The organism is Dysgonomonas sp. GY75, from assembly GCF_015234155.1.
GTDB lineage: Bacteria > Bacteroidota > Bacteroidia > Bacteroidales > Dysgonomonadaceae > Dysgonomonas > Dysgonomonas gadei.
The window spans coordinates 440,389-463,982 of record NZ_JADCLQ010000012.1 but is presented as its reverse complement, the minus strand read 5'-3'; the positions used below and the strand labels follow the sequence as shown (position 1 = coordinate 463,982).

The 23,594-nt window shown below is 42.9% G+C and carries 14 protein-coding genes; 12 read left to right on the top strand and 2 right to left on the bottom strand.

Annotated features, from left to right (window positions below):
* Positions 1–96 precede the first annotated feature (96 nt).
* A complete protein-coding gene (locus IR083_RS07350) occupies positions 97–453 on the top strand; it encodes a hypothetical protein (RefSeq protein WP_194223785.1) in 357 nt (118 codons plus the stop codon).
* A gap of 11 nt (positions 454–464) precedes the next feature.
* Positions 465–638, top strand: coding sequence for a hypothetical protein (locus IR083_RS07345; protein WP_194223784.1), 174 nt, complete (start codon positions 465–467; stop codon positions 636–638).
* A 606-nt stretch (positions 639–1,244) separates the two neighbouring features.
* Here the strand turns inward: IR083_RS07345 and IR083_RS07340 are convergent.
* Both IR083_RS07340 and IR083_RS07335 read right to left on the bottom strand, forming a co-directional pair.
* Positions 1,245–1,901 carry a nucleotidyl transferase AbiEii/AbiGii toxin family protein gene (locus tag IR083_RS07340; protein WP_194223783.1) on the bottom strand — a complete coding sequence of 219 codons (657 nt, stop codon included), beginning with the start codon at positions 1,899–1,901 and terminating at the stop codon, positions 1,245–1,247.
* Positions 1,894–2,433 carry a transcriptional regulator gene (locus tag IR083_RS07335; RefSeq protein ID WP_194223782.1) on the bottom strand — a complete coding sequence of 180 codons (540 nt, stop codon included), beginning with the start codon at positions 2,431–2,433 and terminating at the stop codon, positions 1,894–1,896. The genes IR083_RS07340 and IR083_RS07335 overlap by 8 nt, the downstream gene beginning before the upstream one ends.
* Positions 2,434–2,598: 165 nt before the next feature.
* Here IR083_RS07335 and IR083_RS07330 point away from each other — a divergent pair, with 165 nt between their 5' ends.
* The 10 genes from IR083_RS07330 (at position 2,599) to IR083_RS07285 (ending at position 23,560) form a co-directional block, all read left to right on the top strand.
* Entirely contained in the window at positions 2,599–6,342 is a 3,744-nt protein-coding gene (locus IR083_RS07330) for a phage tail tape measure protein (protein WP_194223781.1), read from the top strand.
* Positions 6,343–6,463: 121 nt separating this feature from the next.
* Complete coding sequence (locus IR083_RS07325; protein ID WP_194223780.1) at positions 6,464–7,456, top strand: DUF6046 domain-containing protein; 993 nt, start codon at positions 6,464–6,466, stop codon at positions 7,454–7,456.
* The gene (locus IR083_RS07320; RefSeq protein ID WP_194223779.1) at positions 7,447–8,793 is read left to right on the top strand and encodes a hypothetical protein; all 1,347 of its coding nucleotides are present in this window, start codon (positions 7,447–7,449) and stop codon (positions 8,791–8,793) included. The genes IR083_RS07325 and IR083_RS07320 overlap by 10 nt, the downstream gene beginning before the upstream one ends.
* Positions 8,780–9,685, top strand: a complete 906-nt coding sequence (locus tag IR083_RS07315) for a hypothetical protein (RefSeq protein WP_194223778.1) — start codon at positions 8,780–8,782, stop codon at positions 9,683–9,685. The genes IR083_RS07320 and IR083_RS07315 overlap by 14 nt, the downstream gene beginning before the upstream one ends.
* Entirely contained in the window at positions 9,682–11,370 is a 1,689-nt protein-coding gene (locus tag IR083_RS07310) for a hypothetical protein (RefSeq protein ID WP_194223777.1), read from the top strand. The genes IR083_RS07315 and IR083_RS07310 overlap by 4 nt, the downstream gene beginning before the upstream one ends.
* Before the next feature lie 31 nt (positions 11,371–11,401).
* Positions 11,402–13,690: a hypothetical protein gene (locus IR083_RS07305; RefSeq protein WP_194223776.1), complete on the top strand. Its 2,289-nt coding sequence runs from the start codon at positions 11,402–11,404 to the stop codon at positions 13,688–13,690.
* Positions 13,691–13,791: 101 nt separating this feature from the next.
* A complete protein-coding gene (locus tag IR083_RS07300) occupies positions 13,792–15,102 on the top strand; it encodes a hypothetical protein (protein WP_194223775.1) in 1,311 nt (436 codons plus the stop codon).
* Between the two features lie 134 nt (positions 15,103–15,236).
* Positions 15,237–15,737 carry a hypothetical protein gene (locus IR083_RS07295; protein ID WP_194223774.1) on the top strand — a complete coding sequence of 167 codons (501 nt, stop codon included), beginning with the start codon at positions 15,237–15,239 and terminating at the stop codon, positions 15,735–15,737.
* Positions 15,715–17,817: a hypothetical protein gene (locus IR083_RS07290; protein ID WP_194223773.1), complete on the top strand. Its 2,103-nt coding sequence runs from the start codon at positions 15,715–15,717 to the stop codon at positions 17,815–17,817. Before IR083_RS07295 ends, IR083_RS07290 begins: the two co-directional genes overlap by 23 nt.
* 286 nt (positions 17,818–18,103) lie before the next feature.
* Positions 18,104–23,560, top strand: a complete 5,457-nt coding sequence (locus tag IR083_RS07285) for a hypothetical protein (protein ID WP_194223772.1) — start codon at positions 18,104–18,106, stop codon at positions 23,558–23,560.
* Positions 23,561–23,594 lie beyond the last annotated feature (34 nt).

Here is a 23,594-nt window from a genome sequence, read left to right as displayed (position 1 = left end):
GAAGTTCAGGGAATGTCACTTTTTATATAGCTATATCTTATAAACAAAAAAATACCTTGCGTTCTATTCTTAGATATAATCTCAAAAATATCAATAATGGAACAAAAAAGCTTAACGTTAAAACAAGAAACGGAAATTAAAGAATACGCTCAAAAACTCAAAGAGGAAAAGGGGTTGAGAAAGATTTACCCGATGGTTGTATTCGGTGATGAATCATGCGGAGAAAAAGACTACTACATAGCCTATATGGGCGAACCAAATTTCCCCCAGTTCAGTAAATTCATGACCGCCTCCAAAAAGGATGAGGTAATGGCTATGCGTCAACTGGCCAAGGACTGCTTTATCGAAGGCGACAAGGAATTAGTAGATAAAGATTCCCTGTTCTTATTCGGTCTGATGAGTCAACTTTCCGAAATCATCAGTACAAGACAAAGTCTGATCGTAAATTTATAAATCGCTGGGCGGTGGAGGAAAACCAGAGACTGCGTCAACGGCTGATCTATATCCGCCACTACTTTCCCGGCGTCAACATAGACACAATAACAGATGAAGAATTCGCCATGCTCTCCGAAGAAGCCCTATGGCTTCACCAGGAAATGACAATAGCCAGGACAAACAATATGCTTCCTGCCCGGTAGATTCATAATTCCATTCTTGCCAACCCCTGCAAAATATGCAGGGGTTTTTCATTTGTACGAAAAGAGAAGAAGGAGTAACTCCCGTTAGTCCTTCTTCAAAAAGTGATGCTGTAAATCAATTTTATCTGTTAAAACATAATTGAACATCACTCTATATTATGTTGTTATTAACTTGATGGCTATAGCCCTTTCTTTACTGGTATGCCGTATCTTATGAAACACAAAGGGCGCTGATTCATAGTAACGAAAGGAACCGCCAAGCCCCCACACACATACGAACAGCGCCCCCGCTTTTTACAGCGAAGCCACCATTCAATATCCGTGTGTTATAATTTTTGGCGGTTTTATCGTTACGGGACATTGAATAGCAAACGAGTATTTTATATTAAGCGTGGAGCAAAGAAAATCCGCGTGACGGTTCTGGAAAACCTAACCTCAAATAATCAATGCCCAAATGCTATAATTAAAAATGTTTCCATTAACGCCTTAATGGATAGCGGTGCAAATATAATCATTAAATTCCAGTCCAGAGTTCCTTAAAAAAGAACGAACACGAATATGCCGGAATTTAAAGTTATAAATATATCACATCAGTATATAAATTAATCAATTAGTATTCAGTTTATTTTCCAATTCTTCAATATCTTCTTTTATCAATTCCCAAAATTTCCCTTTCAAACAAACCGGATCAAAGTCAAAGTCCGCATAGTCAAAATCAACCAATTTTTTTCTTAATTCCTCTTTCGTATAAGAATAAGGATAACGCTCTGCATGAAGAGCAATCATCCTGTCTAAAGGGATAACCTCAAATAACTCGTGGATATCCCAAAAGTCTTTTTTTCTTCCATTTTGCCCGATAACTTCCATTTTCATGGCAGCGATTTCTTCCAATGTGGCTAAGCGGATATTCTCTGTTTCAATAACCGGACAGATAAAAGTATCCGTGTAGAATAAGTCTACTTTGACAATATCACTTTTGCTGCTTCCAACATAATAGCTTTTGCCAAAACTGTCATTTCCTTCGTACTGCATCTCAACAAAAGGAAACAGTTCCTTTATCTTTGCATCTATTACATTAAAGTTGAGACTACCATATTCCGCATCTGTAAATAGGTCTATGTCTACCGACATACGATGGCCTAATTGCAGGCTTAAAGCAGTGCCTCCAACCAACCTGAAAGGATATAATGCTTCAATATCCATCAGTCGGGATAATACACACCAAAGAGTATCTGAGACTGTTTCTTTATGAAGCTTATTCATCTGCATATCCGGAATTCAAGTTTATACCTAAATACTTTATCGCATTTTCAGAAAGAGCAGGCAAAAAACGGGGTGTTTTCATCAATTCTTCCTTAACGATATTTTCTCCATAAAAAGTTATGATTTCTTTTATTTCGACATCATTTCCCCTTTCAAATATCCTTCTGATAACAGCCTTGCGTTGCTTTTGCCAATCTATAAGGTTTATATTGGTGTCCCAGAATAAGATAGTCCGTATCTTGTCCAGGCCGGGCTTTTGCTGGTTCTTCAGTAATTCTTTCCGTTCTCTTTCTACCTCATAATAGGCTTGCAAGAGCATAAAATATTCTTCATCGGTATCCAATGCATGTCCCAGCTTAATAGATAAAGCGGGATTAATACCCCTGCGGCCTTTGCTGATAGCATTGATCGTCTGGGGATATTCACCCAAAGAAAGAGCAAACTGTTTACTTTCAAGTCCTCTTCGCTTTAATTCCCGACTAAGAACCGCGCCCGGGTGAACGCCTTTTATTTTAATTATTTCCGGTAACATAGCTTTTATAATAAATTTATCACAAAGATACATTATATTACCAATAAACAAAAATGTTTATTGGCATTTTTTTTTTTTGACGCCGAAACAACTCCACATTACCCATCTATATTTTAATCAGAAAACACTTTTGGGGACTATTCTTTCCTAAAGAATAATCCGGACATGAACCAAATACAAAGTTATCAGGTTGACTATACCATCAATGTCGAAGCCACCCAGGGCGTAAGGCAGGTGGAAAACTTCGCTGCCGCAGTATCCAAGCTTGTCGACGCCCGTAAACATTTAGACCCTTCTATCCAGAATGTCAATACGATGATGAAATCGCTTGACAAGCTGTTCAGGACACAGAAAGGCCGAAGGAAAGATTTCAAGTTCAAAATGGATATTGACATCACTAAGGCAGAGAAGAACCTGACCAAAGTCAAAGACCTGCTCAATGAAGTCAAGACTGCAAGCAAAAATCTGACGATCAATGTCAATCCCGTTAACAGAAAGAACCTCAGGGGTGATATTGTAAAAGCATTAAAGACCGGCAGCGTAAAACCTGCCAATGCTATAAATAGCCAGAATGTTGTTGATAAACAACGGCAGATAACCAGAGCTATCGGCAAAATAAATTCAGGCTTATCAAGTCTGGAAAAAGGTAAAACGCTTACTATCCAAACGACCCAGGCTAAACAACGGCTCAATGAAATTCATTCATTGCTTCAAAAAATCCGGAAAAACACCCATATGAACCTGTTTTTCGGATCGCCCGGCGGTTTATCTAATAATGCGGTAATTCCTTATGCCCTGAACAGGCAATTTCCTATTTCCGACAAGGCACAAGCTAAACTACAGGAGAAATTATGGCGTAATCAGCAGCTTTTTCAACAAAGACAAGCTCAAAGAAGGCAAGTAGAAGAAGAGAAAGCCCAAAGGGCATCAAGCCAAAATGCAGTCCGGTCAAGAGTCCGGGAAGAGCAGCAGCGCCGCAAAAGAGAGCAGGATGAACGCCGGCGAAATGCGGCGCAAGTAGTCAGGGATACCCAGCAACGGTTGCATATGAACAATGCGGCCTATTCCAGCCGGCAAAGAGGAGCCATAAACAGGTTGCAGTACTCCAAAGCGCCATCATTCCGGAATATGCCTTTTGCCTATATGTTCAATGCCTATATGGGTTACAGCCTTATGCGCAGGGAACTCTCTGAAGCTGTGGAGTATTCCAACATTATGGAAACCGCTCACAGCATACTGAAAGTAGCTGACGGCGATCTTGCTACATTTGAAACACGGTTTGCAAGTATGGCCCGGTATGTCCGGCAGATTGGTATTGAAACTAAGTTTACTGCTATTGAAGTAGCCGGTGCGGTAAAATACCTGTCCATGGCCGGTATGGGTATCGATGCGATCAACAATTCCATACGTCCGATAACCAACCTTGCCCTGATAGGAGATAACGACATTTCCCAGATTGCAGACCTTGCTACCAATATTATGGCCGGATACAATATTAAATACAGCAGCATGGGAACGGTTGCAGATATCCTGTCCTCAAGCGTATCGCGTTCCAATGTCAATATCCTGGAGATGGCAGAGTCGTATAAAATGGCGGCCGGATATCTAAAGATTGCAGGTGTTGATTTCAGTGAAAGTGCTGCTGCAATTGGTATTTTAGGAAATATGGGTATCAAAGGCACAATGGCCGGGACAACCCTCCGCGCCATGTCGGCCCGCTTTGCCAAACCCACAAAAGAAGCTCAGAAGGTACTCAACAGGTTAAACGTAAAATTCACAGAATATCAGGATGTGAACGGAGTGCAGGTGGAAAAACTGAGACCTCTTTCCGATATATTTTCCGAGCTGGACTCTAAAGGCGCTACCCTGGCAGATACTATTTCTATTTTCGGAAAGATTGCCGGTAACGGAGCCATGATGCTTTTGCAAAACCATGAAAAGCTAAGGGAGCTTACTTCCCAGAACAGGGCTTCACAAGGTATATCCACTGAACTGGCTAAAGTAAAGCAAGATACGACAAAAGGGCTTTGGTACCAGATGACATCCATGTTTTCGGAGAGTTTTATGCAAGGCTTTGAAATACTGGAACCCCAGATAAAAGGAACCCTGAAAGATTTTATTTCAAAATTCAGCACAAAAGAATTTACCAAAGGACTGGCTTCCATCGGAGGGGTACTATTAGACCTGTTATCCACTTTAGGCAGTATTGCCACATGGTTTACAAAGAACTTCCATTGGATAGAACCCCTTTTATTTACAGGTATTGTTGCGACCAAGCTATTTAAGCTTGCAGGGGCAATAACTAATTTGGGTGTTGCTTTAGGTTTTTTAGGGAAACAATCCCTTGCTAATTCGGGCCTACAGGCTATTGCCGGGCTTACGGGAGTTGGAGGAATAGCCGGATTCGGAAGGCTTGGCGGATTACAGGGGCTTTCTATGGCAGACAAGCGTACTCTTGTTACAGCCATGCGCGCTTCCGGTATTACAGGCAAAGGAGCTATGACTGCAGCGCTTGCAAGGGGCGGAGTTTCATCTATGCTCGCCCGGGTAGGCACCGGAGGGTTATTTGCTTCCCAGGTTGCCACAGGAAACGGATTGATCGGAGCCGGAGCTTCCCTTGCCTCTTTAGGTGCAGGCGCGGTTGCGGCTACTGCCGGGGTTACGGCGCTTGTCGGCGCTTTAGGCTGGGTTGCCTACAAAACATGGAAAGTAAAGGAAGCCAAAGATGCTGTTCAGGAAGAGATCAATGCTAATCATAAATACCGCTATCCTTCTATCGAAGCATTGTATGATTCTCTTGAAGATGCCTATAAGATGGCCAAAGCGACCAAAAGTGCAGTGGATGCCGTTACATCAGGAAAAACAATAGAAGAATCTTCCGGACAAAAGATAGGCGCCTTTACCGGCAACTGGTGGGCTGCCTTGTTGGGTTCGATGGGTGGCTCTCCTCATTACGGTGGTTATTACAGTAGAAGTGCGCCTGCATATTCTTACGGTGATGCCCGTCAGGATGATGCTGTCGCCGCCATTGAAACAATTGCTAAAAGGGATAGCCAGGCAAGGGTAAATTCGGCATTTGCCGAAATGGGTAAGTATAGAAATGCTTACGAGGTAAATGCATTCATGAACAATATCCAAAGGATGTACGGGCAGTCTGACGATACTTTAGATCCATCACTCTGGACAGAGACCAATGGAAAAAAAATATATAAGGATGGTATCGGAAACCTGAAAGAATCCCTAGCTGCAAAAACATGGCACTATGCAAATTACCAGAATACCCATACTGTAAAAGATATCCGTGTTGCCGCCCAAGGATACCAGCGGACAATATCATCTCAAGAAAATGCTTTGGATGCGGTGCGAAGAGCAGGATTGGATGTAGCCGAGCTTCAGAGAAGAGGATTCTTTAAAAATGACAAAGGCATATGGGTTCAGAAAATAAAAGGGAAAGGTTCCAGCGATGCTGAAAAAGGGACCGAGTTAGAGAACCGGATTGCAATTCATGAAGACTTAAAGCTTGTCACAACTGCTTTACGGAACTCTTTTGGCGGTTCGACCGAAATTGCAGAAAACATTTTAGAGAAAGCCGGATTTACCAAAGGTATGTACGCTAACGAACCGGAGTATAATGACCCAAAACCGTGGGAGGCAAACGGAATAACGAGGAGTAGAGATGGTGGCCCTGATGATGGTAGAAGCGGTGGTAATTATTCCGGTACGGGTAAGTTATCGTCTGCTACACCCAAACAGGTTATCGTCAATATAACCAACCTGATGAGTGTTGAAACAATCGACCTGATGAAAACCCCGGAAGGGCAAACGGCGGAAATACAAAACTTTAAAGAACAGATGGCGCAGGTACTAATCGATGTGGTACATGATTTTGATGCCAGCTGGAATGGGTAGGTCAATGTTGTAATGTGCCAATATGTCAATGTGCCAATGGGGTAATTCGCAGATTTGCAAATTGAATACAAATATATAGGAAAAAGTAAAAGAGGAAAAAGACAAAGAAATAACAAATAATATGGGTATATTTTCAAACGGACAACTAAAAGGGCTGGCAAAAGCGACCCTCCTGTCCGGAGGGGTTATCAGCCATGGCAGTGTAGACGGATATATCGCCGATTCTGCAAGAAGAGCCTTGGGAATAGGCCTTGCGCATTTTCAGGATGGCTCTGTCCACTATTTTTCTAAGAACACCAATATACTGAAAAGGGCGCTGATCCAACGTACTCACCAGCTCGCCTATGGGATGTTGCGCTCCTACCCCAGATATTTGAAATACTGGGAACAAAAAGAACGGGACAAATATCTCCAGACCAAATCACAAACAAGCCTTGCCAATAAAACAGGGCAGTATTACAAACTAATCGAATCCCAGAAAGCAACCGGTATAAAGAAAAACTATACCGATCCGATCGTAGGGCGTATTGTGCATGATTTTTTGGAATTATCGATCAGTAAGGACGGACAATATTATAATTCAAAAACAAAACAGATTGAAGCCAATACGCAGTTCGGACTGGTCACATTTGTTGACCTGCAGCCGGAGATAAGTGTGTCGAGTAGGAATAACATTATCCTGACAACAGTACAGGGCAGGGATTATACACGTAAAGAATTTGTGTCCGGGGGTGATCTGGAGATAACCGTTAACGGAAAGATTACCAGTAAATATCCTGACGTATACCCTGAGGCCGAGGTTTCAAAGTTCCTGAAATTGATGGAGTATAAAGGAGTAATCGATTGTGACAACACTATTTTACGTCAATTTAAAATCTCCCGGCTGATAATACAGAGTTATAATGTACCATCGACAGAATACAGGAATGTGCAACCTTATAGCCTGACCTGTGTTGCTGTCGAACCATCCGAGAATATCAGCATTATCCTTGCCGACGAGGAAAAAGTAGACAACTCGAAAGCAGATAAAAACAAATGGCTTAAAATCGTCAAGTTTGGAACCGAGGTGATAGATCCTTCATCACTCCTAAAACTATCGAGGCTATGGATATAAGCAATCTGGATGTACTCTGTTGCAGGATACGGATTGGCGATCCTGACCCGTCTAATCCGATGGTGATACAAAACCCTATAGAGATTAATGAAGTACACGAAATAGAAATCTGTGAATCATACAAGGAACTGATAAGTACCGCCAAACTGAAATTCCCGAAGGGAACAGTTTACCAGAGTACCATAATCGGCACTATAACCGCAGAGGGGAAAGATGCTACGCGGATAACGACAGAAGTAATGCAGGACGGGATTATTATCGAAAAACGCAAGACACAGAATGTTATTGAAGAATCGACCTTTAAGACCGGTCAGCGAATCAATATCAAACTGGGCTACAACGGTTATCTGAAAAATATGTTTGACGGCTATATAACGACCTACAATTCCGGCAGTATGGTAGAAATCGAATGTGAGAATATGGCCTATAAGCTGAAATTGAAACAGGCACCCAAATTTGAAACACCTGTATCAGGAACCAATGTGAATGATATACTTGGAGAAAAATACAATTTGCTGAAAGATACAGGCTTCAAAATTCATGGGGAAACTAAAAAGTTTAATATACAGATAGGTAAGGTTAAGATAACCGACAATTTTACCGTAGCGGATATCCTTAGTGAATGGAGTAAGTTTAAAGTGTTTTGTTTTTTGAAATACGATGCGGACTCTCCTGATGATATGCCTGCCATCGCTATCGGACGCCCTTACTCCTCTTCAAAAAGCCAGCCTGTTTTTCCAACGGATATTTCAGGCCCGTTTCAGATATATTATGATTACCATGTGGCATCGAGTGACCTGAAGGTGGTAAAGGTAGATCCTAAATTTCTGGCAGTAACAGGCAAAGCCTTGGGTAGTGATGAGAAATTCTTCGAAGTAACAATCCGCCTTAATCCGGAATACGATCCCCAAAAAGCAGGCAGTAATGAATTTCAGGTAGTAAATGCAACACAAGTATCCAAGAAATCGCATAAACTAACCGGAAATACAACAGCCAAAGGCGCCAATACAAAAACAAAGGTGGATTTGAGCACCTATACGGTAGTTCCCTATATGAGCCCGAATATGAAAATTAATTCGGACAAGCTCGTGGAAGAAACAATCGAGTATTTCAGAAATTACAATCTGAATGGTATAACCGGAAGCGTGACCTTATTCGGGGACTTCGGGTTGAATACGGCAGTGCAGGTAGAGCTGATCGATTACAGGAACCCTTCTAAAAACGGGGTATATCTTGTCGAAGAAGTCACTACAACCTTTGGGGTCAATTCAGGGTACAGGCAAAAATTAACGATACCTCACAAAATCAAAAATGTGAAAACTTATGACTCAAAATAATACAAAGAATTCCAACAGCAACCAGTTGATGATAAAAGAAGCTATCCGTAAGATCGCTTTGGGCAGAAGTCTGGACAGGGTAAATATGTCCCCCGGTGGAACAAGCGGGATCGGTACCGCCCGGATGATACACGGATATGTGGCTAAAATACACAATGACGAGAATGATGACGAATTTGAAGAGTATGGCGGTACGATAGATGTCGGGGAATTTCCGGACGAAACGGCAAGTACGGAGCCAATTATTCATAAAGGTGTTTTACTTTCCGGACTAAAGGACAACTCCGGAGGTTTCCTGATTATCCCTACTTTATTTTCCGATGTAACGATTATATCCGATGCGGCTACAAAATATTCATACGCCCTTAATTTCTCCCACGCCGATTTTATCCGGTTGAATGCACATACGGAAGTCCTTATCGGAGTCACAGAAACTGAAGAGCTGAATCTTGAAGACAATGACTCACCCGATTATAATGAATTGGAAAAAACAGGAAATGAGGCGTATACTAAATATACAAACACATCTGCTGTTACAACAGTTAAGAATAAACAAGGCAAAGAATCGGAAGTAGAATATACTCCGGAACAATTAAGGCATAAAGTTGACAAATCCGAAACAATCCAGACCTCTGAAAAGCATACGGTAATGGTTGGAGGCACAAAGGTCACCATAATGGATAATAAAATAACTATCGGGGCGGATGATGCCACAGAGCCATTGGTACTGGGAAATGAACTGGCCCAGCTTATGCTTGAGTTCCTGACGGAATGCAGCAAGATAATGACTCCTACTTTAATGGGAACCATGCCTGCTGTAAATGCGCCTAACTTTGCTTCTTTAACTTCGAAGATACAGAAATTCTTATCTAAAACGGCTTATACAAAATGAGTGTTTCTTTAAATCCGGGTATCGGAGGATTGGAACCCGGTAGCCTGACTTATACAGTTTATAGGCATCTCTACACAGGTTTTTTTAATGCCCAGGATAAAAAAGATGCCGGTCATCCATGGGGAATAACCGAAGGGGATGATACTTCCATCCGCCTGCATAACCTCGCTTATAACTTTGCTGAAGCAATAGCTTATGGAATGACCGGGGATGGTGGTGAATCTTCCGGCGGAATCTTATTGGATTACCTGAAAAGATCCGGAGGTGTTATGACCGGCAGCCTGACAGCCAATTATGGTTTTGAGGCCGGGATTGCCAATACAAAAGTGCTGGAAATATTTGAAGAAGACATTACCGGTGATGATAATGTTATTGTTCCGCCTTCTTATGGTGTAAAAATTTATGGTGACTTAAATACCGGAGGGGCTCTTTTGCTGAATAACGAAAAATTAATTGCTTATGACAATACCTCTAAAACGGCATATATAACAAGTTCTTCTATCGATTTTTCGGATTCCCGGTTATTTTCAAAAGGAAGCATCTTATTCGGAAGTAAAAAAGAATCGGGTGTATATATCTCTCCTCAACATTTGCAGGTAAACGGGAATAATGTTTATCATGAAGGTAATGCCAATAGAGCTACAGTAGACTGGCTGATGTATAATGCCTCGGTCGGAGGAGGCCTGTTTGTTGAAAATATTACCCAGCTAAATGGCTTGCTGCATGCCTGTAATGGTGTTGAACTGGGTATTGGCAATGAAATAATACTGGATATAAGAAGCGACGGTTGTGTTAATATTAATAACCATCTGTCGTTTGCATCCGGATATGGAATTAAAATAGAAGGTATTCCCGTTCTGGTCAGGGTTAGTAAAGATGATATCCAATTAGGGGCTATCGGAGGCGACCTTATTTTAGGCAATGATCTTACCAACAAAATAAAATTATATGCAGGGATATCCGATATAGACGGCCAATACCTGCTGTTAAGCAAATACGGAGCCGCTTATTTTCCTTATTCCTTATCTGTCAGGCATAACTATGGAGATTTATTGCTTAGTTCATACCGGGTGGATAGTAGCGATGAAGGAATTATTATCCATAAAAAACTTCGTTTTGAAGATTCGAAAGGCTCTTATTTGTCAGGTAAGCCGGATGGCCTTGCGTTCTGTTCGTCTGTAATCCGCTATAAAGATACGGAAAGCTATGTCTTTAAGCATGAGACAAGCTTCAGCTACAGAGCATCGGAAAGTTATTACCGGCCTTTAGACAGGTTATCCAATTCTTTATTTATCGATACTGATGCCGATTTTATTACCTACAGGAAGCCATTGGAAGCCGAGGGACATATCGGAATTAATAACTCATTCACCAGATTGACTGCAAAAGGACTATTCTTCAGCAACGAAAAATATTTGCTGTCGGCCACGGATGGGATAAAGCATTATGGCAACGCTTATTTCCTGAATAGCCTGAGTTCGGAATTCTTTTCTTCCGGGTTTGCAGGTTCTGGCTGGGCGATCATACACAATAAAACAACCGGGAATGTTGCCGCTACCTTTGACGAGCTGACAATCCGGAAAAAGATGCGTGTTTATGAGCTGGAAGTCCAAAAGATCAGCGCGACGAACGGCTCGCTCTGGGTAAGCGATAATTGTTCCGGGGACAGGGTTGTTAAATTATAAATGATGAGTTATAAGTGGAAAAGGAAATGTGATGGCAATATACAATTATGGGAAATATAAGATTCTGATTGATCCCGAATCGAAAAAAACGCAGGGCCTGAAGGTCGGGGATATTGTCAGAAGGCAATATTTTGACAATCCTAATCTTATATACTCCCTGATGATAGTTCTGGAGACAGGAATAGACATTATACGGGAAAAGGAGTCTTCTTATTTTATAGGGGCGCTGATAGAAGGTGACAAACCGGTAAACGGAGAGTTACTCGATTTTGTCCGTATTACGAACCTGTATGATCCGGACAGGAGCGGCGCCCTGTATCTGACGGCTTCAGACTCGGAATCACCCTATATGGATGTGATCGACGGCCTGGCTTATAATAATTCGTTGTGTTATCCATACATGTCAGGGGGCAGACCAGGTTACGCGGATAAAAACAAATATAGCTGTACAGGAAAAGATTTTCTAGAAACTGAATACAAGGGATCGGCTCAGGAAGCAGACAGGATATTTCGTGTTAGCCGGAATAATATATCCAACCCTGCCGGTATTTTAGGTATTCAACAGACTATTGAGAAAGAGCTCAGCCATCCGCAACGGCTTATTATTTCATTCAAGGGCAGGGCATCCAAAAAGATGGAGGGCATTCCGGTGTCTTTCGGATATACGGATGATCCGGAACAAGTGGACGGCCAAGAGGTGATCAATATTGACACACATTGGCAGTATTACCTCTTTATGGTAACTATTGACCTGCCTTCCCATTATCAGCGGAGTTTTTACATAAACCTGACAAAAGAATTAAGTAATGCCGGTGACTGGTTCGAGATTGCAGACCTGAATATTGTCCTGCAATCCGATATGTCCGTATTTTCAAATGCCACTAAAGCCCGGGTAGGTAAAATAAAGGGCATTGTCGACCCGGTATTTGGCATTCTGGAAGGCTATGGCGCTTACTTCCAGAATATGTATGCGACCAGGAACGTCAATATTGCCGGAACATTGACAGCCGGGGATGAAAACGGTTTTTCTTCTACTTTCTATGTCGGCAAAATACATAAAAACGTTATTTTAAACAGTATCGATTGTGATTTCGAAGGAGATAACATTGTTGTTGTAAATGAACATACCCCGGTAGGAATCGGCAAGGTATGGAAAATAGGAACGGAAGTAAAATTAAAGACACAAACACCGCAATGGCGTAATGAGCATACCGGACAAAAATACGTCTTTTCTTTATGGATAAAAGATAAGGCAAACGAAAAACTCACAGTATCTGTTTTTCAGGATGAGCACCATATTGAGGACTTAAATATCATTTCTTCGGAAGAATGGCAACGATACCATGTGGTCGTGGTTATTAAAGAATCTGAAAGCGCCGATTTTTCAATCCGTCTTGCTCCTTCCGTTTCCGGAATATTAATTACCGCCCCTCAGTTTGAAGCCGGGATTGTTCCCTCACAGTACCAACCTACCGACGGGACACTTGCGTATGTGGAAGATTACGGAGCTTGGTTTTCAAAGGGCGGTATCGGGGGGACGATCCAAAACCCTTTACTGAGGCTTAATAATGACGGTTCGATAAGTTCGCGGGACAATTCATTTGTTATCAATCCCGATGGAACCGGATATTTCGCTTCCGGGCGTTTCAAGTGGACCAAAGATACCATTACATTACAGGATGTGACTATCCGGTGGGAAGATTTTGATAGAGAGGCGCAAGAAAATATGCTGCCCAAATCTGTTTGTCTAAGAGGAACCGATGTATTTCATTATGCCGATGAACTGGAAGACAGATGTGACCCTCTGGAAATACTTATATATGCAACGGAACAGAATTTCACCCCGACAGCCAGAAAATGGTTTTATCTCTCTTTCGGGTCCGAATGGAAAGAGTTAGCCGGTAATAATACGGACTTTATGCGGATTATTCCAGACGGGCACTATTGGGAAGGTCGGAACACCTTACCTATAAGGTATACAGCTATTTATAAAAACGAAATTTATGAGGATATTTTTACTGTTTATAAACAATTTGACGGGCAAAGTGCATATTCTCTATATATAAGCTCTTCCAATGGGTATATTTTTAAAAATGGTATTGTTTCAACGATCCTGGCAGCCCATATATTTAAAGGGGGAGAAGATATAACTGCAAGAATACCCGGTAAGAACTTCAGATGGATAAAAAGTAGTGGGAATGCTATTGAAGATGAAAGGTGGAACAGTATTGACCATACAGGAAAAAGTCTTGAAATTACCGGAGAAGACGTATACCGGAAAGCGGTTTTCGATTGCGAAGTAATTATTTCAGTAACATAAGCGCCCGATGCGGTTTATTACTTCCTTAAATATAACAACCGTTGATGCTTATAACTTAAAAACAGAACTATAATTTTTATCTTTTACTTAACTTAAACAGCATGGCACAGAAAATAGCAAGGGGACAGGTCACCATTATCGACCAGAACGACGCGGTCAGCTTACAGGCGTTTATAGGCTCGAACCAGCCGCTGACACAGATCTATACGAAGGATACAAATGCCTATGCCCCGGCATGGACGGCATCGCCTTACCTGGTACTGACCCCGGCGTTGTTTGTCAGCGGTAAGGGGGATGCCGATCAGATTACTTCCGTAGGGAATACGGCTACCCTGACACCCGGCATTAAAACGGGTTCGGCAAAATGGTATAAGAATGGTACGGAAATTACTTCCGGACAGGATGGCTGCACGGTTGCCGCGGCAACATCCAAATACGCCCTGACCGTCAACACGAACCATATGAGCATCGTATCGCCGCAGGCGCGTTATACCTTTGAAGCGGTGTATATCGACGCGAACGGGCTGGAGATCGCTTTCCGCTCGGAAATACAGTTTACCCAGCACCAGTCGGCAGGAGCTACGATCTGCGCCATCGCCTACGCTCCGGACGGGGTTATTTTCCGCAATGGCGAGGTAGCCTCTCTGAAAGCGCATTGCGACCTGTGGCGCGGGGCGGCTATCGACACGACCAATGTAACCTACTGCTGGGGGATCAGGGATTCTTCCGTCTTTGCCAACACAACGCTGTCGGCGGCGGCAGCGACCGGGGCGACTACGATAACCGTAGCCTCGGTTGCCAATATGGAAGCAGGGGGAAAGATCGTGGTAGGGACGGCGACTCACACGATATCGGCGGTCAATACTTCGACGAAAGTGGTGACGCTGACCACAGTGCTGACAGCCGACGCCGCATCCGGGGCAACGGTCAAAAACCCCTATTACAATGCCATGTTGGGAGCGGGCTGGTCCTGCCTCACTTCTTCCAATCCCCGCGGCGTAACGGCGGGCTGGACGGCTAATGAAATAACAATCACCGCCGATGCCGTGCTGAACTTTGAAACGTTCAAATGTGCGATTAAGGATACGGATACATCGGCAGGCAACGCTTCCGCCAACAAGACCGTATGCGATATCATTTCTTTCTCGGATATGTCCGACCCGGTTACGGTGGATATCGTCAGCCAGAAGGGATTTACGATTAAGAACGATGCTAACGACGTGGACGCCAAAGCAGTACTGTACCGTGGTGGGGAGGAGCTGGACGCAGCGGGTACGGAATATACCTATACATGGAAGCTTTGGAACGCGGCGGGCACGGCTGTGGCTAAAACCTATACGGGAAAGTCCATTACGGTTGCCAAAACGGATGTGACGGGAAAAGGGGTGTTGATGTGCGAGGTGTCGAAATAAATACTTAAAAATAATACATTCAAATTATGTTAAAATAAAAAATATTCACTTTCTTTGGGAGTGAATATTTTAACTCTTAACCAGCTTTTACAAGTTGCTTATAACATATGTAAGCGACTGTATTTTAAATATGTATGGATGATATGTTAGGATTCTTTGAAAAACATTATAACTGGATTTTTAGCGGAATTGGCGTTATAATTCTTCTTTTTTTGTGGAAAAAGGCCAAACAACAATTTTACAAATTAAAAAAATGGAAAGAAGAATACCAGCGTCAGACACGAAATGTTTTAATAATGGCTATTTTATCAGAAAAATACATGAATGATAAGAATTCTTTTGTTCATGACGATAATGTGAAGATTCGGATCGGATGCAGGAATCCGGTATTAAAGTTTGAAAGCTGCTGTAATGATATTTGTTTGAAAAATAGAATTCTCGATTGTACTATAGAAAGAGCCAGATTATGTGATACTTTTTTAAAACAAAACAAGTATAATTATATATTTTTTTATCAGCGGTATAAAATAAAAAAAATATATGACAATGGGCACCAAAGTTATATTAATGAAGAAAGATTAACAAAAATACAATCAACCTTAATAAAAAATTATGAGAAATATTTCAATAAATGAAATTTTACAAAAAGATGCCAATTTAAAAGGTAACAAAGATGGGATATTTTCTAGCATTCTTGATATAAAGAGAGGATGTTTAAATGGAGATGGTAAAAGTGACATTAAATACACATTAAAGGGCGAACTGCTTAAAGACTTTGAAAAAATAGAAAAGGATTTGTTTTTATCAGAATCGTTGGACCCTAAGAAAGAATATTTACCACAAAAATATTTTTACAAAACTCATGTTTTTGATAAAGTCGAAGAGATATTTACTAAAGTAATAGAAGATGATAATAGAATTTATTTTCTGCGGGGAGCAAGAAGTATTGGAAAAACTTTGTCTCAAAATATTTATTTAAAAGAAAATGATAAACGACTTGAGACGGAAAAAATATTTTGGGTCAGATGTGATTGTAAAAAAATTATTGATATTTTACGAGATAGAAATATTTCTTTTGAAAATATTGATAATAGTGTTAATTTCATAAATGATTATTTGAATATTCAATTTTTATATGTTTTTGCTAAATACTATAATGATGATCAAAGAGCCTTCTTTAGAAAAATATTTGACGAAATAGCTACCTTTGAAATAGAACAAAGAAGTTCTAAAAGCATCTTTAATCTCCAATCAAAGAAAGTAACCATAAGAAGTGAAATAGAAGAGATAAATAAAAATATTTGGCATTTTAAAAGAACAAGAGCGGACGAGACATTTCATTATGGCAGAGAAATCATTTTCGGTCTTGGGTTGAAAAAAGAAAACAAGGCGACCATGGCTTTAGATAAATGGCGATCCCTGTCTGTTCAGATTCAACAAAAAATGAATGATTTAGGTTATAAGATTTTAAAAATAATTGATGGTATAGATAATTATTCAAAATATGATTATGCCGGAGAGTACAGCGCTGCCTACAAGTTCCTGTTAGAAAAAATATATAAATGCCATATTGATTATGAGAGGACAAAACAAAATAAGAACGAATCTATTATTGTCATGTTAAGAAGTAATACCTATTACGATTACATTACTAACCATTACAATATAGAAAAAAAAGAGAATGTAAATCCACGCATATATGATGATGAAATTAAAAAGAATTCTATTGAAGAAAAAGATGAAATACTCAAAAGAAGATATTTTTTTCTGAATGAAAAATATCGAAATTCACATGTTTTTAGCATATTTCAATTAGTAATAGAAAATAAAAATGATAATACATATTTGAACGCTTTTTTGGGGGCGGATAAACATGTTGGATATTATCTTAGAAATAATCTAAGCTTAATACCTGCATTAATTTATTACCAAAAGAAATACGACATGTCTGTAGAGAAATTGATTCTTTTTTTTAAGAATTATCAAGGAGTAAATCTGTTACTTAATGGTTTTTTCGCTTTAGATTCCTTTGATAAAGAATCTGGATTTATCGTTGATATTGGAAAAATGTTATTTAATATTTTTTATTTTGAGAGTCAGCGTAGCAATAATAAAAAGTGGCAGGGGTTATGTTGTACCCGGATTATACAACATCTAATAGCAAAAGGGAGAACAACAAAAGAGGCTCTAATCGAAGATATTAAATATTTATTTGGCTATGATGAGTTTGAAATTAAAAAGAAGATATCAAAATTATTATTTTATTCTATAATCAGATTGGATAAAAAAGTGGATGGGGAAGATATTAGTCCTAACCTGTTAATAACAGAAAAAGGAAAAATTGTATTGGATTTAATTTATTCAGATGTTGATATTCTTTACCACTGCGCATTAGATACTCCTTTACCTAGTAACTTAATTGAACAGTCATATATACAGCCTCATAACAATGATATGTATGTGAAGAATTATGCCATCTCTAGTTTAAAATCTTCTATAACATTTATTCAATATTTAAAGAAAATCAATATGGCTGAAACGAAAACTTTAAATAAGAAAGCAAAAGCCAGATATAATCCGGATGATTACAGCCTTCCCCTACTGGATAATGATGACGTAATAGAGCGTCTTACAAATAGATTGCAAGAACTTTATTCTTCATTGAAAGATACAAAACTTATAGAGTTTAATAGTTTTATGGCCAAAATATTCTAAGTGTATCTAAATCAATAAACTAAAAGTTTTCAACGTATAATTTACCCTATTTTAATTCAACTCAGTATCTTTTCTTGAGTTTTTGGTGTTACATGATTAAAAGATTCTGATAACTATATTAACATTGTTATTTCAAATATTTCATCTACCTTTTTATTATAAACGTTTCACTTAAAATGCGGGGTGAAATTTTATTTATTTTAAAACTAAAATCTTTTCGATAACATCACTCATTAAACGTATCATCCTTTCTTTCCCTATTCTTTACCGGATAAAACGGTAAAAAATGGCCAGACAACTTATAGCCCGTGGGCAGGTAAATATACAGATACTGAATGACGCCTATACGATCAGCCAGTCGGTAAACAGTTATGTGTTTTCCGCAGCAAGCAACGGTACGGTACCGGTGGCTGTAACAGTCGTATCAACGGTAAAGGTTACAATAGGAAGTACGGAATTTACAGGATTCACCATCGGTACTGTAATCCGTCCGGCTGGATTTTCCGCAATCACAGTAAATAATACGGATAAAACCATCACCTATACGGTTGCTGCCGGCACAACCAACCTTGCCGGTAACGGCATTATCAACATACCCGTTGTCATTGCCGGAACCACTTATAGTTTGTCGTTTTCCTGGTCGAAAGCAAGAGATGGTGCCACAGGTCCCGCCGGCGCCGATGCCAACCTGCTGGACTGGGTATCCGACTGGAATACGAACAAGACCGTCATCGGAAGCAACTCCGTTATTACTCCCAAAATATTCGCGGGCGTCAAAAATACCAACGGGACGCTGACCGGCATAGCGCTGGGACGGTTCCCGCTAAGCACACTGAACGCATCCGGAGCCGTCGTCACCGAAACCATCGACGGCCTCTACGGATTTAAGGACGGAAACAGGACATTCTATATAGATAACGGAGGTAATGTGCAGCTCGGACGGGGCAACCAGCACATTAAATTCAATGCTTTGACCGGGAAGGTGGAATTCGGCAGCGAAGTCTCCCTGAACTGGATCGGGGCCACCTACATCGATGCAAATGGTATATTTACGGGGACGCTGTCGGCGGATGCGGTCAATGCCGTCCGGATCAACGCCTCGCAAATCACTGCCGGGATGATCGATACGGCCAGGCTGAATGTCGACGCGCTCAAAGCCTCCCTTATCACCGCCGCCAATATTGATGCCCTGACACTCAATGTTACAAAAGGAAAAATCGGCGGCTGGAGTATCGATGCGGATTCCATCTACAGGGGAACGAAAAACAACACCTCAGGGGCTTATACCGGAGCTTCGGGTTCAGTAACAATAGGCTCCAATGGAATACGGGGTTTCAAATGGAAGCTCGATTCTACCGGAGCCGGGGCTTTGGCCGGTGGAAATATCGCATGGGATGCTTCAGGCAATGTGACCTTCGGTTCTTCCGTCTCCCTGAACTGGACAAATGCCGCGAATGATGCGTTAAATTCCGCCAGGTCATACGCGGATACAAAGAAAACGGAAGCTATAAGCGCGGCGGCCACGGATGCGTCCAATAAAATCAACGCTGTCGGCATAGGCGGCCGGAACCTGATACCCCTTGCCAAAATCGGAGGGACAACCGATGCCGGAAAATTCGGGGATAACACCGGACGGTATAAGGCAATATCTTCGGCGCAATGGAGAATACAGAATTTCACCCAGCCCGAAGCGGGATATTACTCTGTCGGTTTCTGGGCCAGGGCAGATGCGGCAGGCAAGCTGGGATTCGATATTTGCGACCAGAACAGTAAAACAGCAGACCTTACTACCGGCTGGGTATTTGTAAAGTTCGAGAACCTGTATGTCACAAATTACCTGACATCCCCTTATTATGGCTTTATCGATTTATACAACGCTTCAGGCAGTACAATCGGGACCTTGTATATTTCAAATCTTAAAGTCGAATACGGGACAAAATGCACGACCTATACGCCCGCGCCGGAAGATACGGACAGTACGATCAATGCTGTAAAATCAGTCGCCGATAAAAACCTGGCGGCTTTGGGCGGGACATCGTATCCCAAGCTGACAAAAATAACGGCAGAGGGAATTTATACCGGCAGTATTACCGCCTCCCAGATCACAGCCGGAACGATCGATGCGGCCCGGATTAATGTGGACGCATTGAAAGCCACCCTGATTACAGCTGCTAATATTGAAGCCTTGACACTAAACGTGTCTAAAGGGAAAATCGGCAACTGGAACATCGGGAGTGATACCATAACCACCGGTACGATCGGTACGGTAGGGCAAATACCTATCCAGATCAGGTCGTCTTCAAGCGGTTCCGGGTATTTGTACAACGGGCAGTATAAGCCATACGGCCTGTCGATGCTCTGGTACCAGGACCAGAATGCGGGCCATGTTGTTTTCGGGCAGGTGGTCGCAACAGGGAACACTGTCAAGACGGGATTCATCGGTATCCAGATGATGAGCTGGGACGGAAACGAATATTTCTGCCTGTCGGCTAATTCAACGAAGTCAGGCTCTAAAGAGGTTTATAACCGGATTGCGGGTTGGGCATTCGACAACGATACTATTTACAGGGGAACAAAAAATAATACGGCGAATGCCTTTACTGCCGCCTCAGGATCGGTAAGCTTGGGCTCAAACGGCATAAGGGGCTTTAAGTGGCGGCTGGACTCTACCGGCGCCGGCGCGATAGCCGGGGGCAACATCAGTTGGGATGCCTCGGGCAACATTACATTCGGCTCCGGTGTATCGCTTAACTGGACCAACGCGGCCGATACCGCCCTTGCATCCGCAAAGGCTTATGCCGATACGAAAAAGGCGGAAGCCGTAAGTACGGCGGCCACGGACGCGTCCAATAAGGTAAATGCGGTACAGGTCGGAGGCCGCAACCTGCTGCTCAATTCAGGATTCCAGCTTGGCACCGCCAACTGGGGCCTGACAACGAATGTAAGCTATGACAACAGCATTAAATATAACGGCAATCACTGCATCAGGTCCATCCAGTCAGGCCTGACTGCCGATTCATGGCGCGGGCCGTCCAGCACGAGTCAAAAGTATCCGGTTGCCGAGGGGGAAAAATATGTCGCTTCGGTGTATACCATGAGCGACGATATCTCAACCTTTGACAATTACGCCACCATGGAAGTCGACCTGGTCGATGCCGGCGGTACACGGAAAATCCATGCAAGCGCCAGGGTTGTCCCCGCTAAAAATAACGAGTGGCAGCGGTTCAGTATTTCCTTTACGGTGCCGGCAGGCTATGTTTCGGTCTATATCTGGGTATACGTTACACGGAACGGGAAGCTATGGATAAACTCCCCGCAACTGGAAAAGGGGAATAAGTTAACGGACTGGAGCCCGGCCCCGGAAGATATGAATGCGCGGCTGACAAAGATCGATGCCAACGGTATCTATACGGGTACGCTGACTGCCTCGCAGGTCAATGCCGTCAGTATTGATGCCGCCGGTATAAAAACCGGCACATTATCCGCCGACCGGATTGCAGCAGGGAGTATCGCTGCCGCCAAACTGGATGCGGCAAGTATAAAATCAGGCATCATCAATACCGATTATATCAACGGCCTTAGCTGTACCTTTGTAAGGGGTAAGATCGGCGGCTGGAACATTGGTAGCGATAATATATCGGCAGGTGTATTTGGTACCGGCAACATTCCGGTACAGTTACGCTCGGCATCATCCGGTTCGGGCTATGTCTACCAGGGTGCTTACAAGCCCTATGGCCTTACGATGTCCTGGCACCAGAGCAGTAACGCGGGGCATTTTGTCTTCGGGCAGGTCATGGCTTCCGGCAACAGCGTGAAAACAGATTTTGTAGGTATCCAGATGATGGCCTGGGACAATACCGAATATTTCTGCCTGTCGGCGAACTATATGAAATCCGGCGGAAAAGAAATCTACAACCGCATAGCGGGCTGGGCCTTCGACAATGATACTGTTTACAGGGGAACTAAAAACAACAGTTCCGGAGCTTTTACAGATGCATCGGGAGCCATAAGCATCGGTTCGAACGGCATCCGCGGGTTTAAATGGCGTCTGGACGCTACCGGGGCAGGAGCTGTAGCAGGAGGTAATATTGCCTGGGATGCCTCCGGCAATGTCACCTTCGCTTCTTCTGTTTCCCTGAACTGGACGAATGCCGCCAATACCGCCCTTGCATCCGCGAAAGCATATGCCGATACAAAAAAGTCGGAAGCCATATCCGCCGCTGCAACAGACGCGACAACCAAAAGCGACGCGGCCAAAGAACTGGCACAGGCCATGGCTTTTGGCAGGATGCTTTACCGTGACCCAACATTCTATAATGGAAATAATAGCGCAAATGTTTACAATAATTCGAACAATGGTACGGTAACAATTACCCGGACCAGCGATACGAACGCACCCAATGACAGCAAACAGGTACTGGTGATTAAAAATACGGGGACAGCCAGCCCCAACTGCGGCGGTTTTTACTGGGGGACAACCACATCCTACCGAAAAGTATTCATCACCCGGATTATCGCCAAAATCCCTTCCGGCAGGAATATTTCCTACCATTCGAACAGCATTGGTACCGGCGGTTCCCAGAAATGGCTGACGCCGGTAGCCGGAACAGGTGACTGGTGCGAGTATATCTGCAAGGTATCCTGCGGGACGGCCGGTTTTTCAGGTACGCACTATTTTGCTATTACCGGAGCGGTAGGAACCGAAGACGCCCCGGTAGAATGGCGGGTGGCCTATGCGACGGTGTTCGACAATACGTCCACGGAGAAATATACGACTACTATCGATGCCAACGGTATCTATACGGGAACCGTAAAAGCGAACCAGGTACTGGTAGATTCGGCTCTGGTCGTCGGGGGCAGCACATATAACGGCAGCATCTCCGTCAGGGATGCGTCCAACAGTGTAAAAGTGACGCTGGACAGGAACGGCATTAACGCCGTCGGCGGCACGATCGCCGGATGGACCATTTCATCCAACCAGATTTCAAGGAACAGCGTCATCCTCGGCTCGGACGGCTCGATCACGAACGGGACGAAATGGAAGCTGATGAACGATGGCTCCGGGCAGGTTGCGGACGGCAATGTCAGCTGGACGGCAGCCGGGGCGGTCAGCATTACCGGCACGGTCAATGCCACAGCCGGGACTATCGGGGGATTTACCATCAGCGGGAACAGGCTGACCAACTCCGCGGGGGATTCCTGTATTTACTTTGACAACCTGAACGGCGCGTCGTATGTCAGGATCAATGAAAGTACCGGTTATCTGGTCAGCCTGAGGGCGGATTCTGCAAAGACAGCTATCAATATCCAGACCTATGCTTCAGGGGCCAGGGGGATTTCTGTTATAGCCAACGCCGGATCAGCATATGCCGTCGAATCATACGGGCCCCACCAGTTCGGGCAGCGTTCCGGCGAGAAATGGAACGCCCCGGGCGTATTATTCTCCGCGCTGGTAAAAAACAGCACAACCCTTTACAATACATGGGGAAACGGATTGACCGTATCTTCCTTTGAGAGGCTGGGCACCGGTAATTTCAGGCTGACGCATAACCTGGGACATACCCAGTATATAGTCATGGCTACGCCCTATTGGGATTCAGGTACAAACTGGCATAACAACTGCTTTATACGTGTCGAATACATCACTTCCACAAACTTTCTGATGCGCGTGGTTAACGCCGATAACGGCAGTTACGTGGATACTTGTTTCTCATTTACCATTATCGGCAGAAACAAATGGTAATCAAAAAGGCTATTCTTTATAAACAGTAAGTAAC

Coding starts and splice junctions, on each gene's coding strand:
- IR083_RS07305 (WP_194223776.1), top strand. CDS start 11,402: ATGGCAATATACAATTATGGGAAATATAAGATTCTGATTGATCCCGAA.
- IR083_RS07335 (WP_194223782.1), bottom strand. CDS start 2,433: ATGTTACCGGAAATAATTAAAATAAAAGGCGTTCACCCGGGCGCGGTT.
- IR083_RS07340 (WP_194223783.1), bottom strand. CDS start 1,901: ATGAATAAGCTTCATAAAGAAACAGTCTCAGATACTCTTTGGTGTGTA.
- IR083_RS07325 (WP_194223780.1), top strand. CDS start 6,464: ATGGGTATATTTTCAAACGGACAACTAAAAGGGCTGGCAAAAGCGACC.
- IR083_RS07330 (WP_194223781.1), top strand. CDS start 2,599: ATGAACCAAATACAAAGTTATCAGGTTGACTATACCATCAATGTCGAA.
- IR083_RS07315 (WP_194223778.1), top strand. CDS start 8,780: ATGACTCAAAATAATACAAAGAATTCCAACAGCAACCAGTTGATGATA.
- IR083_RS07285 (WP_194223772.1), top strand. CDS start 18,104: ATGGCCAGACAACTTATAGCCCGTGGGCAGGTAAATATACAGATACTG.
- IR083_RS07300 (WP_194223775.1), top strand. CDS start 13,792: ATGGCACAGAAAATAGCAAGGGGACAGGTCACCATTATCGACCAGAAC.
- IR083_RS07350 (WP_194223785.1), top strand. CDS start 97: ATGGAACAAAAAAGCTTAACGTTAAAACAAGAAACGGAAATTAAAGAA.
- IR083_RS07290 (WP_194223773.1), top strand. CDS start 15,715: ATGAGAAATATTTCAATAAATGAAATTTTACAAAAAGATGCCAATTTA.
- IR083_RS07295 (WP_194223774.1), top strand. CDS start 15,237: ATGGATGATATGTTAGGATTCTTTGAAAAACATTATAACTGGATTTTT.
- IR083_RS07310 (WP_194223777.1), top strand. CDS start 9,682: ATGAGTGTTTCTTTAAATCCGGGTATCGGAGGATTGGAACCCGGTAGC.
- IR083_RS07320 (WP_194223779.1), top strand. CDS start 7,447: ATGGATATAAGCAATCTGGATGTACTCTGTTGCAGGATACGGATTGGC.